Here is a 19,036-nt window from a genome sequence, read left to right on the forward strand (position 1 = left end):
AGATTATACAACCTTACCCTACCAATTGGATAACAAAAAGGGCGACACATTGTCGCCCTTTTCTCCGCTGATTCACCGCCCGTTAAGAGGCGTCAGCCGTTCCCGGCAACGTTTCCGGCAGCTGAGCGGCGAAACCGCGCAGGCCGACGACGTGAACGTGTTCATGGTTATTAAACACTTTACGCACCAGTTTATAGGTGGTGCCTTTTTCCGGGCTGATATTTTCCGGCGCCGCGATAATCAGCTGCATCTCCAGACGTTCGCACAGCTCAAACAGCGTGGCGATGGATCGGGCATCGAGGCGCGCCGCTTCATCAAGGAACAGCAGACGGCACGGCGAAAGATCTTTGCCGCGCAGGCGACGTGATTCATCCTCCCAGCTCTGCACCACCATCACCAGGATCGACATCCCGGTCCCGATAGCCTCACCGGTTGACAGCGCGCCGGACTCAGCGCGCAGCCAGCCGTCGGAGCCGCGGTTAACCTCAACTTCCATTTCCAGATAGTTGCGGTAGTCGAGCAGCTCTTCGCCGATGGTTTGCGGCGTCCGTTGTCCCATATCGATCTGCGGATTCAGGCGCTGATAGAGCTTCGCCAGCGCTTCAGAGAAGGTCAGACGATTGCTGTTGAACAGGTCCTGATGCTGTTCATGCTGCTCGGACAGCACATCCAGCAGCGTCGAGTGGGTTTCCCGCACGTTGACGTTCAGCCGCACGCTGTTGACCTGGCCGAAGGAGACGCTCTGCAGTCCCTGGTTGAGCATACGAATACGGTTCTGCTCGCGCTGGATAGTCTTGCGGATGATATTGGCGACGCTGCGGGAGCTGATCGCCAGCTTCTGTTCGCGGTTGGTCAACTCTTCCGTCAGGCGGCTAAGCTCGATTTCCATCTGCTCAATCGCCTCAACCGGATCGTCGGTACGGATAATGTCCTGACGAATACGCTCGCGCAGATGCTGATAAACGGCAACGAAGAACTGAATTTTACGCTCAGGACGCTTCGGATCTTCTGAGACGCGCAGCACGTCGCGCAGATGTTCGTTATCCGCCACCGCCAGACGCAGCGCACCGAGCGCCTTATCCGACATCGAACGCAGCTCATCGGCCGAGAGATAGGCCAGCTCGCGGCGATGCAGGCGGCGCTCGACGCCATTATCTTTCACCAGACGCATGACCGCGCACCAGCCCGCCTTGGCGCTAACCACCTGCTCACGCATTTCGCAATAGTCGCGTTCGAGCTTACGCAGCTTGCGGGTCAGGTTGTCCATTTCCGCTTCACAGAAGGTCAGCGCTTTTTCCAGCTGATTGCGGCGGGCGCGGTTGTTGCTTAACTGGCTATGCAGCTCATCGCGACGCGCGCGCGCGCGCTCTTCCGCGCCGCTATCGGCCCGTACGCCGATATCCTGCAGCTCTTTATACAGATCGCCCAGCAGCTCTTTTTTGGTGTCATACGAACTTTTCAGCGACGCCAGCACCTGATTGTACTGGTTCAGCTGCGCCGTATGAGTACGCGTCGCGTCGCGGGCGCGGCTACGTTCCGTTTCCGCCTGCTCCAGACGCTGGCGCAGTTTTTCGTTGAGATCGCTGTTGCCGCTGAGCATTTCCGCCGAATCGGAGTAGCTGAAGTGCGCGCGGCGCTGCACCACTTCGCTCAGCGCAAACGCCTGCTGACGCGCATCGCGCTGCGTCTGCTGCGAGTAAGCATAATCTTCTTTCAGCTGTTCGAACTGTTCCGGGTCGCTCTGCAGCACCGAAACGATCGGCTCCAGCTTCGCCAGCTGGTTGCCATACTGCTGAATAAAGCGCGCCGCTTCCTGAGCCTCATCCAGACGCTCCTGAATTTCATCCACGCGGTCGGCCAGCGTATCGTCCGCCAGCAGGTTGAGACGCGGTAACAGACGGTTCAGCGCCGAAACGCCCTCTTTCGCCTGCTCAAACTGCACCCGGTTCTGCTGGTTATCGCTTTCGTGCGCGCTAAGCGCCCGCTCCAGCTCGCCGCGACGGCCGTTCAGTTTACGGATTTCTTCTTCCGGGTCATCCTCGAAGGCCACCGCCAGATGGCTGCCGATAAAGCGGCTGAACGCCTGATGCTGACGCTGCGTTTTCTGAACGTCAAACGAGAGGGTGGCAAAACGCTCTGACAGCTCTTCACGCTCGGCGTGCAGGCTCTCAATGCGGCTTTCACGCGCGGCGCGGCCAAACAGCGGCAGCGTCGGGAAGCGCGAATAGCGCCACTGACGATCCGCTACCTTCACAACCACCGCTTTTTCCAGCTCATCAACGCTGAATACGCTGTCATCGAACGACTGCGGGTCGCCTTCGATCAGATAGAGATCTTCCGGGCAATCTTCCAGCCCTTCAAGCTGTTCGGCGATTTGCGCCAGATCGGGAACCACGATCGCGTGACGCGACGGGCCGTACAGCGCGGAGAAGTACGGCGCATCTTCCAGACTGACATCGTCATAAATTTCAGACAGCAGGACGCCGCCAAAACGTTCGGCCAGCGCGTTAAGACGCGGATCTTCAGACCCACCCGGCTGGCTGAGACGTTCGATCTCTTCGTCGATCGCGCGTTTACGGGCGCCGACCTCGTCACGTTCAACGATCGCCTCGCGTTCGCGCTCCAGCAGCTGCTGAAGGTATTCGGTGACGTCCTGGCTTGATTCAAACTGCTCGCCGCTCTGCTCGCAGAGCTGATTCAGGCTGTTCTGTGCGGCCAGCCAGATCGGCGCGCGACGCAGCAGAGACTGGGTGCGGGACTGCAGCTGTTCCAGCTCCTGACGCAGATTCATGCGCTGTTCGCTGGCGGAAGAGACGCTGTCGGACAAGGAGGCGATACGCGCTTCCAGCTCCTGATGCAGGGCTTCCAGATCGTCGATCTCGTAGCGTTTGCCCTGACGCTTGCAGAATTCGCTCAGCTGGCGCTCGGCGTCCTGCTGTTCGCGCAAACGCTGCTCCAGCTCGGTCAGACGGCTGCGCAGGCCGTGGGCCTGCTCGGCCAGATGGCGCTGGTTGACGCCATCGCGCAGCAGTTCGCGGGCCACATCCCAGGCTTCATTACGCGCCAGCGGGCCATTGATTGCCGCCACCAGCTGGTAAGCCTGTTCAAACTGACCGTGCGCGGTTTGCGCCACGCTGATTTTCTGTTCCAGCGACAGCATTTTTTCCGTCGCTTCCTGCTCTTTCGCCTGGAACGTTTCCAGCCATTCGCCGGCGCTTTCCGGGGTTAAATCCGGTAGGTGACACAGCGCTTTCGCGCGTTCCAGCGCCTGCAGGGCCTGGTTGTACTGAATCGCGCGGGTCTGCTGCACGTCCAGCGCCTGCTGATAATCGGCCAGCTGGCTTTTCAGCTCATCCACTTCCACTTCAGCGGCTTCCGCACGGGCTTCGTTCTCTTCCTGCAGATCGGTCGCTTCCGCGACCACTTCATTCTGCTCTTCCAGGCGAATCTGCAGTTCATCGAGATCCGCTTCATAGCGCTCGATTTTCTCCTGCTGACGCAGAGCGGTTTGCACCAGGTTCAGATGATCGCTGGCGGCCTGATAATCGGCTTCCAGGTCGCCTTCCGCGCCGTTATGTTCCTGCAGTTCGCGGGCCATATCGACATGCTTATACTGTTCTGCCGCCAGCTGCGACCGCGAGGTGAACAGCTCGCGACGGTATTCCAGCGCTTTATCCAGATGAACGCGACGTTCATTGGCGTGACGCATATAGTCCGCCGCCACGTAGTTCGTCGCTTCGCTGATCAGGTGTTTAAACAGATCGCGATCGGACTGGGTGACGCGAATCGCCTCCAGCGTCATACGGTTTTCGCGCAGCGCGGCTTCCATATCCTGGAACGCTTTACGCACGCCGCTGTTTTCCGGCAGCAGGTAGTCACGCAGCGAGCGGGTAATGGTGTTGGAAATCCCGCCGTACAGCGAAGCTTCAATCAGGCGATAGTATTTGCTACGGTCAGAGGCAGAACGCAGACGACGGGCCACCACCCCCAGATCGAACATCAGCGAGTGATAATCGGTGATCGAGTTGAACTGCTTGAACTGTACCCCTTCCATCGCCTCAAGCTTATCTTTCAGCTCGTTGAGGCTGAGAACGCGCGCCTGGCGTTCGTTAAGGGTTTCCGTCAGCAGCTGGGTTGGCTGCACCGACGTCGGCAGTCCCTGAATCGCAAAGGGTTTGATATCCACTTTACGATCGCGACCGGCGATCTGCTGCAGACGCACGCCCACCACCACCCGCTGGTGGTGCGAGTTGATAACGTCCAGCACCGAATAACACACCCCGGCGCGCAGCTTACCGTGCAGGCCCTTATCGCGCGAGCCGCTGGTGGCGCCAGCCTCGGTGGTGTTACGGAAGTGCAGCAGGGTCAGGTCCGGGATCAGCGCCGTGACGAAGGCCGCCATGGTGGTGGATTTCCCGGCGCCGTTGCCGCCGGAAAGGGTGGTGACCAGCTCATCCAGATCAAAAGTCCGGGCAAAAAAACCGTTCCAGTTAACCAGCGTTAGCGAGCGAAATTTACCGCGTTCAATCATTACTCTTCCTCCCCGCTATCCGGCTGATTCTCTTCATTCTCATCATTGAGCTGCAGGTGGTTTTCCAGCGCCATCGCTTCGCCATCGCGAATCATCCGCAGCTGCGCTTCGCGCGGATCGTCGCCGACGCGGACGTCAGCGCCGAAGCGGAAGACCGACTCGGTAATGCGGAATTTGCTGCTGTCATGGCCCATAAACCACACCATCCCCAGACGGCGCAGGCGGTTGAGCGACGCGCGCATTTTCTCCTGCAGCTTCTGGCGATCGAGGTCGGAACCGGTGGAGCGGTTGTTTACCAGCTTCAGCAGTTTGGCTTCGTCCGCCAGGGTCAGCAGCTCATCGTAGAGCTCCTGCTGGGTAAAGATTCCTTCATTGGCCAGGCGTTCCGGGCTGAGATAGAGGTAGCAAAGGATTTTGCCAACCATCATATCCAGCTCTGACAGAACCGAACGCGGAATCAGCGTGGTGGAGCGCGGGCGCAGATAGAAGAATCCCTCCGGCGCGCGGATCAGTTCAACGTTATAGCGAGCGTAAAACTCTTCCAGGTAATCCTGGAAATCCATCAAAAATGCGTGATTATCCAGTTCGTCCAGACCGATATGGCGGCCTGCTCGCAGGGCGCTATCCAGCGCCGGAAATAACGGATTGCCCAACGCCAGCGCCAGTTTAACTGGCATCACTTGTTCAATATTTGTCGATGACATGCGCCTGTACCTTGGCTCCGTAATCATTAATCGGCTGCCATTTTGCCGGCAGTCCGGTGAAATCTGCTTGCGCGACGCCCAGGCGTACCGCCTGATCGACAACAATTCGCGCCACATCGAAATGGCGAGCTCGCGGATACTGCGCCAGATATTCGCGCACCACCAGACCGAGATCCAGCGGCACCCCTTTGTCTTTATAGACCACCAGCTGTGCTTCAATCAGCGCGGCCAGCTGCTCGCGAATTTCGTTAAACTCTTCGTACTCCAGATCGGCGGGAAGTTCCCCGGTGACCTCTTCGTCGCGCAGCGCCATCTCTTCATCACGCATATCCAGCAGACGATCGGCGCTGGCGTGGGTCAACGCCCACGGCGCATCAAAGTAGGTCTGGATCGATTGACGCAGACGCTGGGCGAACACGCGGTTTTTATCCATATCAATGGCGGTACGGATAAACTTATGCACGTGGCGATCGTAGCCGATCCACAGGTCGATAGCCTGCTGCCCCCAGCTGACAATGCGGTCCAGCTTACTTTGCAGATCAAAGACTAAACGGTCGACAAAATGCAGATCGTCGCGCGTAATCGTCGCGTCCTGAATTCTCAACAGGTTAGCCTGCAGCTTATCGCCCGCCGCATCCAGCGTATCCTGCAGCTCGCGCAGGGTGCCGGAGGTTTCCGACAGCAGCAGCTCACAGCTGGAGATCGCCGCGCGCCAGTCTTTGTTCAACAACTGGGCGATATCATCTTTGACCAGCTGCTGCTGTTCATCCATGATGCGCTGGGTCAGGTCGATGCTGTCGAAAATCTCAGCCACCGAGTATTTCAGCGGCGCAAAGACGTTACGATGCCAGTGAAACTCATCCCCGCCCTCTTCGGCCGAGTCGGCGGCGCGCTTCAGTTCGCCTGCCACGATCGACAGCTGCATCGACAGACGCAGCGTAGAAAATTCGCGCTGACGAATATAGTAGTCGGTAATCCCGATTCCCAACGGCGTAAGACGATAGATAGCATTGCCTTCCGTACTTTCGCTGGTAAAGCGGTTCAGCAGACGCTGGCGCACCATGTCGTTAATCGCATTATTGGCGCGCTGGCTGATGGTTTCGCTGGTCTGCTCAAACGCATCACTGACGTGGCGGAACGCATCCACCAGTTCTCCCTCGGTCATTTCCCCTTCCAGCCGCTCGCCGTTCAGCGTGGCAACGGCCAGCAGAAAAGAGAGTCTGTCCACCGGCAGCGAAATAGAAAAATCATTTTTTCTGGCCCAGGCAACCAGTTCGGGGACTGTCTGGGAAAATTCACTCATACTTTATCCTTGCATCTGCAGCTCTGAGCCTGGCGCTTAATCGCGGTGACATGAATATAACGCCCCAGACTGATATACGGCTCCTGGCGACAGTAGCGCGTCTCCAGCTCCAGCAGCGCCGCAAAGTTGTCGCGCTGTTTGCGTTTTTCACGCAGATAATCATGAAACACCCGCACGCCGGTTTTCCCGGTAATCTGCCAGCCCAGCTCTTCCAGCCAGCCATACACCTGCTCCGGGGAACGCGGATAGTCCGGCGATAGCGTGCGTTTTTTCTTTTTCGGCATGCCAAGCTGTACGTAGTCGAAGTTCCCGACGACCATGTTGTGCATCAGCAGACCGTTAGCATTGTAGAACATTAGCGACAACGCGCCGCCGGGGCGTAGCACCGACCACAGCGTGCGCAACATCTCCTGCGGCTCGGCCACCCATTCCAGTACCGCATGAAACAGTATCAGATCGACCGGGCTTTCCAAATGCTGCGCAATATCCTGAGCCGCGCATTGTACAAAATGCATGTTGTCGATCACACCTTTATCGGCAGCCGCCTGCCGGGCGCGGGCCACCATTTCAGCGGAAAGATCGCATAACGTCACGTGGTGGCCCATTTCCGCCACTCGCACCGCCGTCTGCCCTTCCCCGCCGCCGGCGTCAAGAACCCGCAGCGGCCCGGGCCCAAGCTGACTCAGCAACGGTTGCAGATCCTGCCAGAGGATCGCCTGACGCAGTTCGCCCTTGGTGGTGCCGTAGATATTGCGCGAAAACTTTTCAGCCATGTCATCGAAATTACGATCCTGCACGAACGACTCCACCTGCCACCACAAAGCCGCTATTTTGTCATACCCACGCTGAGAATGAAGCGATCTGTTATAAGATCCGGGCATAACTTTGGTTATATGGTTAAAAAAGGAGCCATCTGGCATGCTTTTTACGCTGAAAAAGTATATTGGCGGCATGATGCTGCCGCTTCCGCTGCTGCTGCTGCTGATTGCGGTGGGTATCGCGCTGCTCTGGTTCAGTCGTTTTCAACGCACCGGCAAGACCTGCGTCAGCGTCGGCTGGCTACTGCTGGCGCTGCTCAGCCTGCAACCGGTGGCCGACGGTTTACTTAAACCGATAGAAGAGACCTATCCGACATGGCGCGGTACACAGCACGTTCAGTACGTGGTGGTGCTCGGCGGCGGGTATACGTGGAATCCGCAGTGGGCTCCCAGCTCAAACCTGATTAATAACAGCCTGCCGCGACTGACCGAGGGGATACGGCTGTGGCAGGAGAATCCGGGATCGAAGATGATCTTTACCGGCGCCGCGGCGAAAACCAACCCGGTCAGCACGGCGGAGGCCGGCGCGCGGGTCGCGCAAAGCCTTGGCGTGCCGCGCAGCGAGATTATCGTACTCGATCGGCCGAAAGATACCGAGGAAGAAGCCGCGGCGGTGAAACAGACGATCGGCGATGCGCCGTTCCTGCTGGTGACCTCCGCATCACATTTGCCGCGGGCGATGATTTTCTTCCGTCATGCCGGGCTGAACCCTCTGCCAGCGCCCGCCAACCAGCTGGCGGTGGAGTCGCCGCTCAACCCGTGGGAGCGGGCAATCCCTTCGCCTTTCTGGCTGATGCACAGCGATCGCGTAGGCTATGAAACGCTGGGGCGCATCTGGCAGTGGCTGAAAGGAGCGTCAGGCAAGCCAGGGGAGGATTGATTTCGCCGCTAAATCAAAGCGGCCGCGGTCAAAGCGCCCGGTATTGACCAGGTTATCCACCTCGTCCCACAGCAGATAGAGCCAGCGCCGCCACAGGAAGGACTCCGCCACCGGCGCGCGGCGCAGATAGTGCCACAGCAGCTGTTCCGCCTGTCCGCCGTCAGACAGGCGGAACAGCTCATATTCTCGCGGCGCCCACAGCATCATGCCCGGCCCGACCATCGCCAGCAGCTGATCGCTGCGCGCATCTTTCAGCATGCTGCGCAGCGTGAAGCTGCCGTGTACCAGCACGCAGTTATCATTAAAATCTTGCAATAAATCCGGGAGGCACTCGCGGGCGCGGAACAAAATTCGTTTATCCTGCATCGTCAGGCCGGTATCCTGATACAGATTAAGGGTACTCCACAGCATCTCAACCCGCTGACGGTACCAGTTCGGCCACAGGTTTTCCTGGGTGCTGTCGACCATACCGACGCAGCCGCCGCTATCGTGCCGATGCCATGCCAGAAGCGCTTCCACGATCTGCTCCTGCAGCTGTTCCCAGCGCTCCGGCGTACGGGCCGGCGCTTCTGCCGATACTCCGCGCAGCCGCTCAATCAGCAACACGTCGGGGCCAGGATGCTCTTCATGGGTCAACACCCCGTAGACCACCGGCATGCGCGCGGTGCCGCTCCGCGCCAGGGTTGAGATTTTCCATGCCAGCTGGCGGGCAACGCCGGGAGTGGTGAAACTTCTCGCCAGCAGCGGTAGCGGATTTCCCTGCGCATCGTATAGCGACCACAGCGCCGACGAGGGCTTCTCACTGACACACTCCACGCGGCTGAGTTTTTCCCCCAGCAGGTGGCTCAGTTCGGTTCGCAATTGTTCCATTATTGATTGCCCCTGTGAATACTACTGGTTTTATAATGAGCGCCAGCCGCGGGGATGTCATCGGGTAAGATCAAAAATTAGCGGAAAAAATATGGAAAAAAAACGTGGAAATATCCCCTCCCGACGGAGGGGACAGAGGGATTAACGCAGCTCTGCGCGAACGCGCTCCAGATCTTCCGGTGTATCAACGCCGGTGCCCGGGACAACTTCGGCCACCGCGACATGGATTTTTTCGCCGTACCACAGCACGCGCAGCTGCTCCAGCATTTCGATCTGCTCCAGCGGGCTGGGAGCCCAGCTGACATAGCGACGGATAAAGCCGGCGCGGTAAGCGTAAATACCGATATGGCGTAGCAGAGAATCGCCGATGGCCTCACGGGATTTGGCAAAGCGATCGCGATCCCACGGAATGGTGGCGCGGGAGAAGTACAGGGCGTAGCCTTGTTCATCCATAACCACTTTCACCGCATTCGGGTTAAACGCCTCTTCGGCATCGTGAATGGGCACAGCCAGCGTCGCCATCCCGCTGCTGCTGGCCGCCAGATTGTCAGCCACCTGACGGACAATCGCCGGCGGGATCATCGGCTCGTCGCCCTGAATATTGACGATGATGGTGTCATCGCTGAAGGCGCATTTTTCCACGACTTCAGCCAGACGTTCGGTACCGGACTGATGATCCGCACGCGTCATGCACACTTCCCCCCCGGCCGCTTCGACGGCGCGGGCAACGTCTTCATGGTCCGTCGCCACGATAATACGCTCGGCGCCGGACTCGCGCGCGCGCTCCAGCACATGAACGATCATCGGCTTACCGTTGATATCCTGTAAAGGTTTTCCCGGCAGGCGCGTGGAGGCAAAGCGCGCAGGGATGATGACCACGAAACTCATGAATGGCTTTCTCCCACGGCTAGCGCGCGGGCTTCGGTTTCCAGCAACACGGGGATGCCGTCACGAAAAGGAAAGGCCAGGCTGTCAATTTTGCAGATCAGCTCTTGCTTATCCTGGCTGTAGTAGAGTTTACCGTTGCAGACAGGACAGGCGATGATTTCAAGTAAACGGTGATCCATGATTCCTCCTGATGGACCGAATAGATTCCGCAGCAGCATAGCACATGATGGCAAACTCAGGGATCCGTTTGCGGTCGCGCTGAGCGGGACGTGGCCTGCGGCTCAGGCCGGTTCGATTTCCCAGCCCTCACGCCGGTCGGCAAAGAGCATCGGCGGCAGACGCCCGATGGCGATTCGCCGGGCCGACTGCCAGAGGGCGAACTCTTCAAGCGCCCGCTGCAGCCCCTTTTCCAGGCCTGGGGTCACCTTGACCCCCTCTTCCAGCCACAGCGAGAACACTTCCAGCACCCCGGTTTTGCGATGTATTTTGCTGTCCATTCTGCCCACCAGTTTGCCATGGTGCAGCAGCGGCAGAACAAAGTAGCCATACTGCCGCTTTGGCGCCGGGGTATAGCACTCAAGACGATAGCTAAAATTGAATAACTGCTCGGCGCGTTTCCGGTCCCAGACCACCGGGTCAAATGGCGAGAGCACGGCGCTGTGGCTGGCGGAGAGTTTACCGCCGGGCGCCGATTCCAGCAGCCCGAGCGCTTCGCGGTGGAGCCACATCTCGCCTAACTCTTCCACCTTCACTGGCACCACCAGCCCCTCTTCCTGCCAGTTGGCCAGCAGATTCGGCAACGCGGGCCGGCGCAGCCGATAGTAATCGGCCAGCCACTGTGGGCGGAAAATACCCAGGCTCCGGGCGCTGTTACGCAACATTCTCTCTTCCGCCTGCGCCTGTGACAATGCATCGCGCGCGTCGTCCCAGTGCGGCATCACCCGCTGCGTCAGGTCATATACCCGCTGAAAATTGCGTCGCTCCACCACCATCACTTCCCCGGCGGTAAACAACCCTTCCAGATGGCGTTTGTGCGGTTTCCACTCCCACCAGCCGCTGGCGCCTTTGCGCGGATGTGCAAAATCGGCCGAACGTACCGGGCCATTCTGCGCAATATGCTCACGCAACTGCTGAATCTCCTCGGCGTGTTCCGCCATCCACGCTTTGCGGTACTTCCAGCCCATATTATCGGGCGTCAGCATCCGATGACGTATCAGGGGAAAATCGCTACGCGGCAAAAAACAGGCCTCATGGGCCCAGTATTCCATCAGCTCCCCGGCGCGCAGCGCCTCTTCCAGCCAGCCTTGCGGGTAGCTGCCAAGGCGGCTAAACAGGACCAGGTAGGGGCTGCGGGCCACGACGTTAATGGTATCGATTTGCAGCAGCGACATCTGCTGAATAGTTTGCAGAATGTCACCGGCGCGGGCACGACGTCGGGGTTTTTTCAGTAACCCCTGCGCCGCAAGGTGGAGATGACGGGCTTCTTTGAGTGACAGTGCTAATACCGACATGCAGGTTCTCCGTAAAGGACTGCGGCACAGCGTCGGTGAAAGCCAGCGTGGCAGCACTAACGTTGCGCCAGCGTCACCAGATCCGTCAGCAAGCGCTGTGCGCGTGCATCCGTCATGATGGCGTCGACGGGTAAATACCACCAGTTCGCTTCGGCAAACCCGCGACATTTTACCGCGTCTTTCTCGGTCATCAGCAGCGTTTGCTGCGCGGTCACGAGGGCGGACACGCCCGCCTGAGTTAATGCCTGATGGTCAGCGAGCGCGACGGTTTTCACCGGCTGCACGCCGCAGCTTTCCAGAGTGGCAAAAAAGCGCGGCGGATGACCAATTCCCGCCATCGCCACGACATTAGCGAATGACGCCACCTGACGTCGCTCACCGCTTAACACATTCACCGCCAGCCCGGGACGCAATTGCATCGGGATCTCTCCCGGCTGCGCGACGCCGCCGTTGACGATGATCGCATCGACGCTGCGTAAACGGGAAGCGCGTTCACGCATCGGCCCGGCCGGCAGCCACCAGCCGTTACCAAAACGGCGCACGCCATCAATGACGACAATTTCTTTATCGCGCGCCAGCTTATAGTGCTGCAGACCGTCATCAGTGACGATCAGCTGCACATCATGGGCGGCGAGCAGCGCCTGCACCGCCTCGCTGCGCACCGGCGAGACGGCAACCGGCGCGCCGGTGCGTTGGAAAATCAGCACCGGCTCATCGCCCGCTTCCGCGGTGCTGGTGCGATTGCTGAGCAATAGCGGGTAGCCCGGCGCTTTACCACCATAGCCGCGCGACACCACGCCGACCCGGATCCCGCGCTGCTGTAGCTGCTCCACCAGCCAGATGACCACCGGCGTCTTGCCGTTGCCGCCTGCGGTAAGGTTGCCCACCACCACCACCGGCACCGGCGCCCGCCAGGCCTTCTTCAGCCCCAGCCGGTAGCTGAGGCGAATCAGCCCGCTCACCAGGCCATAAAGCCAGGAGAGCGGCAGCAGAAGTCGCCATAAAGGCGACTCACCGGACCAGATACGCGCAATCATTGGCCAAATTGCATCTTATGCAGTTGGGCATATACGCCGCGGTGCGCCAGCAGATCGGCATGGCTACCGCGTTCAACGATATGACCCTCTTCCACCACCACAATTTCGTCGGCTTGCTCGATGGTTGACAGGCGGTGAGCAATCACCAGCGAAGTGCGGTTCTTTTGCAGTTCGTCGAGCGCAGCCTGGATGGCGCGTTCGGATTCGGTATCCAGCGCCGAGGTTGCTTCGTCCAGAATCAGGATCGGGCTGTTACGCAGCAGCGCCCGCGCGATGGCAATACGCTGACGCTGACCGCCGGAAAGCAGGACGCCATTCTCGCCGATAACCGTATCCAGGCCATTATCCATTTTGCTGATAAAGTCCATGGCATAGGCCATCCGCGCCGCTTCTTCGATCTGCTCACGGCTGTACTCTTCTGTGCGCGCGTAGGCGATGTTATTCGCCACCGTATCGTTGAACAGATGGACGTTTTGCGATACCAGCGCGACCTGATCGCGCAGAGAAGCCAGGGTGTATTCGCGCAGGTCGTGCCCATCCAGCGTAATCTGCCCTTCATCGATATCATAAAAGCGGGTGATCAGGCTGGCGATAGTCGATTTACCCGACCCCGAACGCCCCACCAGCGCGACCGTTTTACCCTCATGGATACTCAGATTGATATTACGCAGCGCCGGCGCATCGCGGCCCGGGTAGGTAAAGGTGACGTTGTTGAACTCGAGATTGCCTTTCGCACGCTCGATAACCCGCTTACCCTCGTCTTTTTCCTGTTCGGAATCAAGGATCGCAAACAGCGTCTGGCAGGCGGCCATCCCGCGCTGGAACTGGGCGTTGACGTTAGTCAGGGATTTCAGCGGGCGCATCAGGGCAATCATGGAAGAGAAGACGACGGTGATCGTACCGGCGGTCAAGGTTTCCATCACGCTGGGGAAGCTGGCGGCATACAGAACAAACGCCAAAGCCAGCGAGGCGATCAGCTGAATGATCGGATCGGAGATAGACGACGCGGAGACCATTTTCATCCCCTGCAAACGCATCTTGTTGCTGACCTTATCAAAACGGCTGCTTTCTACCGCCTGGCCGCCGAACATCAGCACTTCTTTATGCCCTTTCAGCATCTGTTCAGCGCTGGTGGTCACCTGCCCCATGGTATTCTGCATGTTTTTACTGATATTACGAAAACGTTTGGATACCACGCGAATCGCCATTGAGACGATAGGAGCCAACACGATCAGAATTAGCGACAGCTGCCAGCTGTAGTAGAACATCATGATAAACAGGCCGATGATCGAAGCCCCTTCGCGCACCACGGTGATCAGCGCGCTGGAAGAGGATGACGCCACCTGTTCGGAGTCGTAGGTGATACGCGACAGCAGAGTCCCTGTCGACTGCTTGTCAAAGAAGGAAACCGGCATCCCCATCATATGGCTGAACAGTCGGCGACGCATGGTCATAACCACTTTGCCGGAAACCCAGGAGATACAGTAGCTTGAAATATAGCTGGTGACGCCGCGCAGCACCATCAGGCCGATCACTACCAGCGGCATCCAGAGCAGCACTGAGCGATCCGTTTTACCAAAACCATCATCCAGTAACGGTTTAAGAAGCGATAGCATGAAGGTATCACTACCCGCGTTAAACACTAACGCGACTGCCGCCACGATCAGTCCGGTTTTAAACGGCGCAATAATCGGCCAGAGTCGGCGGAAGGTCTGCCACGTGGAGAGGTCTTTATCGTTCTGCATTCAATAAACCAGCTTGTGTTGAAATAGCCGCATATTCTACCCGTTATCCGCGGTCTCGCCAAACCACTGATGATACCAACGCGGTAAAAGTTGATCTCGTAAGCCGTGGATTTGCCAACCCTCTGCGGAAAAACTCACCGTAATTTGCCCCTGATGCGGCGTATCGAACCACTGATAGCCCTGTTGCCGATAGCGCTGAATAACCTTTTCTGCAGGCATATGCCACGCATTATAGCGGGACAGAGAGGCCAGCGCCGCCGCACCTCCGGTTCGCTGCAATAGCGCTAGCGAAGAAGAGGTATTGCTGCCATGATGCGGAACCTGGATAAGTGTAGACGCAAGATGCTGCCAGTAGCGGCTCAACATGGCCCTTTCCGCTGGAATTTCAATATCTCCGGTCAGCAGAATGCTGCGCTTTCCATCATCGATTCGCACCACGCAGGAGCGATTATTGCCGGTTGCGCTGCTCCCCGGCAGTGGCCATAGCGCGCGAAAAGTTAACCCGCGCCACTGCCAGCTTTCACCGCGGCGGCATGCCCGATGCCCCGCCCAGTCCAGAGGGCTGCGGACCCAGAGCCCGGGCCAGGCCTCGAGGAGCGAGTTCAGACCGCCGCGATGATCGAGATGCTCATGGCTCAGGATAATGCCTTCCGGACGCAGGTTATGCCAGCGGAGCCAGGGAATAATAATCTGCCGACCGCTATCGCCATCGGGCCAGGCCAGCCCGGTATCATAAAGGATAGCCGCGCCCTGGCGCTCGATAACCAGCGCCAGCCCCTGCCCGACATCCAGCATCGTCACCCGCCATTCATCCTGTGGCAGGTGGCGCCAGAAGGGCCAGCTCAGCAGCACGGTGCTACTGAGACAGACAGCCGGGAGCGAACGCCAGGCATGAAAGCGCCAGACCAGAAGTATCAGCCACGGCAGGACGCTCACCCCTGCCCAGCGGAAATCCAGGCTGAGCCAGCCCTGTGGCAGCAGACGCAAAAACCAGAATAACCCCGCCAGCAGCCGGTCGGCCAGCAGCCACAAAGCCATCTCGGCCAGCACGGGTCCGCAGAGGTGTACCACCATCGCCCCCAGAATGAGGGGCACGATAACAAAGGTCACTAACGGGACGGCAACAAGATTCGCCACCCAGGAAGTCATACTCATGCCGTGAAAGAGGACGATCTGGAGAGGTAATAGCAGGAACATCAGTCCGAACTGCAGGTGGCATAAAGCCAGTATCTGGCGCAGCGGCCAGCGGCAGGCGTGTAATGACACCGGCACCAGCTGATACCAGAAAATCAGCGTCGCGACGGCAAATGCCGACAGCCACAGGCTATCGGACAACACCGCCAGCGGATCGGCGAATAAAATCGCGGCGATACCGCATCCCCATATCTGCCAGGGCGACCAGCGCCTGCCGGATAAGCGCAGGCCAACCCCCGCGCCTAACGCGACGCAGGTCCGCAGGGCCGGCGGCTGCATCCCGGTCAGCCAGGCATAAAATAACGCACAGACCAGGCCCGTGAGTAATGGCATCTGCCAGCCTATCCAGCGGCAGGGCAAAAAGAATTGCAGGCCACGTACCGCTAACCCACCCAGCAATGCCCCCAGCGCGATATGCAGGCCGGATATCGCCATCAGATGCGAGGTTCCGGTTTCCTGCATCAGGACTTTTATCTCTCCCGGCACCACCAGACGCTCCCCCATCCCGAGCCCTAATATCACCGACTGCCAGGGGAATGCGGTAAGGGTATGCTCTAACGACGCCAGATAGCGCGCCCGCAGGCTGCAGTTCAGGTCGAGCGCCTCAGCGGAGGTAAAGCGCCCGGTTAAAGCGCGATGCTGGGCCAGGGCGTAACGCTGGCCGTCAAAGCCCCCCTCATTGAGCTGGCTATGGATCGGCCGAATCCGGGCGGTCATTCGCCAGCGCTGCCCGGCGCACGGTGGCTCGGGAAGAGAACGGCCGTAAAACGTAACGCCCGGTGCGGGAGACAGGCGCCGCCCGTTTAAACGGGTGATATTTCCCTGGAACGTGGTCTCCCCGTCCACGGCGCTCAGCTCAACCTCTATCTGACGGGAACCGCCCGCTAACGCCTGAGTCGGCCATAGCGCCTGCTGCGCGTGGAGTACGCCCCACGCGAAAAACAGCATTGTCAGTGCCAGATAGCGGGCAACGGTTCTGCGGGACAGCGCGACCAGCAGAGCGCCGACAACGGTGCCCTGTACGGTGGCCAACGTGGGTAAATCAGGTAATAACAACAGCGGTAACATCCCGCAAATCGCGCACCCGGCAAGCTGTGGCAAACGCATAGCGCCCTCCCTGTTAACCAGAAGTATCACGCTAAGCCAGAGGCTCGTCAGTCACCGTTCGATTAGCCCGGATTTTTGCTTCCGCAGAAACGTTCGGCTTGCCGCAAAGAGGATGTTTTTTTGTGAGGAGGGACAAATAGCAGGCATAAAAAAAGCACCTTCTGCGGTGCTTTTTTTATTGTCAGAGTACGTTGTCGCCGTTCTGCGAGACTTACTCTTCGTAAATATTGGCGCGGTCGCGTAATTCTTTCCCGGGCTTAAAGTGCGGAACGTACTTACCTTCCAGTTCGACTTTATCGCCAGTTTTCGGGTTACGCCCGGTGCGAGGTGCTCGATAATGCAAAGAGAAACTGCCGAAACCGCGGATTTCAATGCGCTCACCTTGAGCAAGCGTTGAGGCCATATGTTCCAGCATTTCTTTAACAGCATCTTCGACCGCTTTCGCAGGAATGTGAGATTGCTGGCTGGCAAGTCTTTCTATCAATTCTGACTTGGTCATTATTCCTCCGGTTTCCTTCAAGGCAAAATTAGCTAACTGCTTTAAACAAGGGCGGCCGTAGCCGCCCTTTGTGCTTGATTACAGGACGAATCCTGCAATCTGTCAAGTAAACTCGTCATAATTCAGGTTGTTGTAACCTGAATGACGAAAATTACTCGCCTTTAGCTGCTTTGAAAGCTTCAGCCATTGCGTTGTTAGAGAAGTTTGCATCTTCCTGTTTATTAACAGTGGCGATAGCATCTTTCTCATCAGCTTCGTCTTTAGCACGAACAGACAGGCTGATTGCGCGGTTTTTACGATCAACGCCGGTGAATTTAGCTTCAACGTCATCGCCAACGCTCAGAACCAGAGTCGCATCTTCAACGCGGTCGCGGGAAGCTTCAGAAGCGCGCAGGTAACCTTCAACGCCGTCAGCCAGTTCTACGGTTGCGCCTTTAGCGTCAACTGCAGTGACTTTACCGTTGACGATTGCGCCTTTCTTGTTCAGTGCAACCCAGTTGTTGAACGGATCTTCTGCGAGCTGTTTAACGCCCAGAGAGATACGCTCACGCTCTGCGTCAACCTGCAGAACAACCGCTGCGATTTCGTCGCCTTTTTTGTATTCACGTACTGCTTCTTCGCCTGCAACGTTCCAGGAGATGTCAGACAGGTGAACCAGGCCGTCGATGCCGCCGTCCAGGCCGATGAAGATACCGAAGTCAGTGATAGACTTGATTTTACCTTCAACACGGTCGCCCTTGTTGTGGGTTTCCGCAAACTGCTGCCACGGGTTGTTTTTGCACTGCTTCAGACCCAGGGAGATACGACGACGTTCTTCGTCGATATCCAGAACCATAACTTCCACTACGTCGCCAACGTTAACAACTTTGGACGGGTGGATGTTTTTGTTGGTCCAATCCATTTCGGAAACGTGAACCAGGCCTTCAACGCCTTCTTCGATTTCAACGAAGCAGCCGTAGTCGGTCAGGTTGGTCACGCGACCGGTCAGTTTGGTACCTTCCGGATAACGCTTAGCGATAGCTACCCACGGATCTTCGCCCAGCTGTTTCAGGCCCAGAGATACACGAGTACGCTCGCGGTCGAACTTCAGCACTTTAACCGTGATTTCGTCGCCAACATTGACGATTTCGCTCGGGTGCTTAACGCGTTTCCACGCCATGTCGGTGATGTGCAGCAGGCCGTCAACGCCGCCCAGATCAACGAATGCGCCGTAGTCAGTGAGGTTCTTAACGATACCTTTGACTTCCATGCCTTCCTGCAGGTTTTCCAGCAGCTGATCGCGTTCTGCGCTGTTTTCGGATTCGATAACGGCACGACGGGAAACAACAACGTTGTTACGCTTCTGGTCAAGCTTGATGACTTTGAACTCAAGCTCTTTGCCTTCCAGGTGCAGGGTGTCGCGAACCGGACGAACGTCAACCAGGGAACCCGGCAGGAACGCGCGAATACCATTCAGCTCAACAGTGAAGCCACCTTTAACTTTGCCGTTGATAACACCGACTACAGTTTCAGCTTCTTCGTAAGCTTTTTCCAGCGTGATCCAAGCTTCGTGACGTTTAGCTTTTTCACGGGACAGCAGGGTTTCACCGAAGCCGTCTTCTACTGCATCCAGGGCAACGTCAACTTCGTCACCGACCTGGATTTCCAGCTCGCCCTGGGCGTTTTTGAACTGCTCTGCCGGAATGGCAGACTCAGATTTCAGACCGGCGTCAACCAGTACGATATCTTTGTCGATAGCAACAACAACACCACGAACGATGGAACCCGGACGGGTTTCGATTGTTTTTAAGGATTCTTCAAATAGTTGAGCAAAAGATTCAGTCATGTTTAATCTTCAGGTTTCATATTTAACGTCCACCTGGCTCCATGCCGGATGGGGTTGTTTAACATACCCGCTAACACTCCATTGCTGCGGGGGTACTGCTATAATTCGGAGGCCTGGCGCTTCA

General features: G+C 57.9%; 14 protein-coding genes. 1 reads left to right on the forward strand and 13 read right to left on the reverse strand.

What is annotated here, in order from left to right:
- Positions 1-82: 82 nt before the first annotated feature.
- From mukB to cmoM, 4 genes are read right to left on the reverse strand one after another with little or no spacing between them, the layout of a single operon-like run.
- Positions 83-4,531: a chromosome partition protein MukB gene (gene mukB, locus EDF73_RS06845; RefSeq protein WP_132727511.1), complete on the reverse strand. Its 4,449-nt coding sequence runs from the start codon at positions 4,529-4,531 to the stop codon at positions 83-85.
- Positions 4,531-5,235 carry a chromosome partition protein MukE gene (gene mukE, locus EDF73_RS06850; protein WP_100685488.1) on the reverse strand — a complete coding sequence of 235 codons (705 nt, stop codon included), beginning with the start codon at positions 5,233-5,235 and terminating at the stop codon, positions 4,531-4,533. The genes mukB and mukE overlap by 1 nt, the downstream gene beginning before the upstream one ends.
- Entirely contained in the window at positions 5,216-6,538 is a 1,323-nt protein-coding gene (gene mukF / locus EDF73_RS06855; RefSeq protein WP_132727514.1) for a chromosome partition protein MukF, read from the reverse strand. The genes mukE and mukF overlap by 20 nt, the downstream gene beginning before the upstream one ends.
- Positions 6,535-7,335, reverse strand: a complete 801-nt coding sequence (cmoM, locus tag EDF73_RS06860; protein ID WP_132727517.1) for a tRNA uridine 5-oxyacetic acid(34) methyltransferase CmoM — start codon at positions 7,333-7,335, stop codon at positions 6,535-6,537. The genes mukF and cmoM overlap by 4 nt, the downstream gene beginning before the upstream one ends.
- Positions 7,336-7,456: 121 nt before the next feature.
- On the opposite strand from cmoM, the gene elyC reads away from it, so the two are divergent.
- Entirely contained in the window at positions 7,457-8,236 is a 780-nt protein-coding gene (gene elyC, locus EDF73_RS06865; protein ID WP_132727520.1) for an envelope biogenesis factor ElyC, read from the forward strand.
- On the opposite strand, the gene EDF73_RS06870 is transcribed toward elyC, so the two are convergent.
- The 9 genes from EDF73_RS06870 to rpsA form a co-directional block, all read right to left on the reverse strand.
- Entirely contained in the window at positions 8,213-9,106 is an 894-nt protein-coding gene (locus tag EDF73_RS06870) for a YcbJ family phosphotransferase (protein WP_132727523.1), read from the reverse strand. The two genes, elyC and EDF73_RS06870, sit on opposite strands and share 24 nt — an antisense overlap.
- 141 nt (positions 9,107-9,247) lie before the next feature.
- Positions 9,248-9,994 carry a 3-deoxy-manno-octulosonate cytidylyltransferase gene (gene kdsB / locus EDF73_RS06875; RefSeq protein ID WP_132727526.1) on the reverse strand — a complete coding sequence of 249 codons (747 nt, stop codon included), beginning with the start codon at positions 9,992-9,994 and terminating at the stop codon, positions 9,248-9,250.
- A complete protein-coding gene (gene ycaR / locus EDF73_RS06880; protein ID WP_132727529.1) occupies positions 9,991-10,173 on the reverse strand; it encodes a protein YcaR in 183 nt (60 codons plus the stop codon). Before ycaR ends, kdsB begins: the two co-directional genes overlap by 4 nt.
- A gap of 102 nt (positions 10,174-10,275) precedes the next feature.
- Complete coding sequence (locus EDF73_RS06885) at positions 10,276-11,505, reverse strand: winged helix-turn-helix domain-containing protein (protein WP_132727532.1); 1,230 nt, start codon at positions 11,503-11,505, stop codon at positions 10,276-10,278.
- 56 nt (positions 11,506-11,561) lie between these two features.
- Positions 11,562-12,542, reverse strand: a complete 981-nt coding sequence (lpxK, locus tag EDF73_RS06890) for a tetraacyldisaccharide 4'-kinase (RefSeq protein WP_132727535.1) — start codon at positions 12,540-12,542, stop codon at positions 11,562-11,564.
- A complete protein-coding gene (gene msbA, locus EDF73_RS06895) occupies positions 12,539-14,287 on the reverse strand; it encodes a lipid A ABC transporter ATP-binding protein/permease MsbA (RefSeq protein ID WP_132727538.1) in 1,749 nt (582 codons plus the stop codon). The genes lpxK and msbA overlap by 4 nt, the downstream gene beginning before the upstream one ends.
- Before the next feature lie 36 nt (positions 14,288-14,323).
- On the reverse strand, positions 14,324-16,588 hold the full coding sequence (locus tag EDF73_RS06900; protein ID WP_132727541.1) for a ComEC family protein: 2,265 nt from the start codon (positions 16,586-16,588) through the stop codon (positions 14,324-14,326).
- 211 nt (positions 16,589-16,799) lie between these two features.
- On the reverse strand, positions 16,800-17,087 hold the full coding sequence (ihfB, locus tag EDF73_RS06905; protein WP_004100704.1) for an integration host factor subunit beta: 288 nt from the start codon (positions 17,085-17,087) through the stop codon (positions 16,800-16,802).
- Positions 17,088-17,238: 151 nt separating this feature from the next.
- Positions 17,239-18,912: a 30S ribosomal protein S1 gene (rpsA, locus tag EDF73_RS06910; RefSeq protein ID WP_004860074.1), complete on the reverse strand. Its 1,674-nt coding sequence runs from the start codon at positions 18,910-18,912 to the stop codon at positions 17,239-17,241.
- Between the last annotated feature and the right edge of the window lie 124 nt (positions 18,913-19,036).

The organism is Klebsiella sp. BIGb0138, assembly GCF_004342285.1.
In the GTDB taxonomy this organism is placed as follows: Bacteria; Pseudomonadota; Gammaproteobacteria; order Enterobacterales; family Enterobacteriaceae; genus Klebsiella.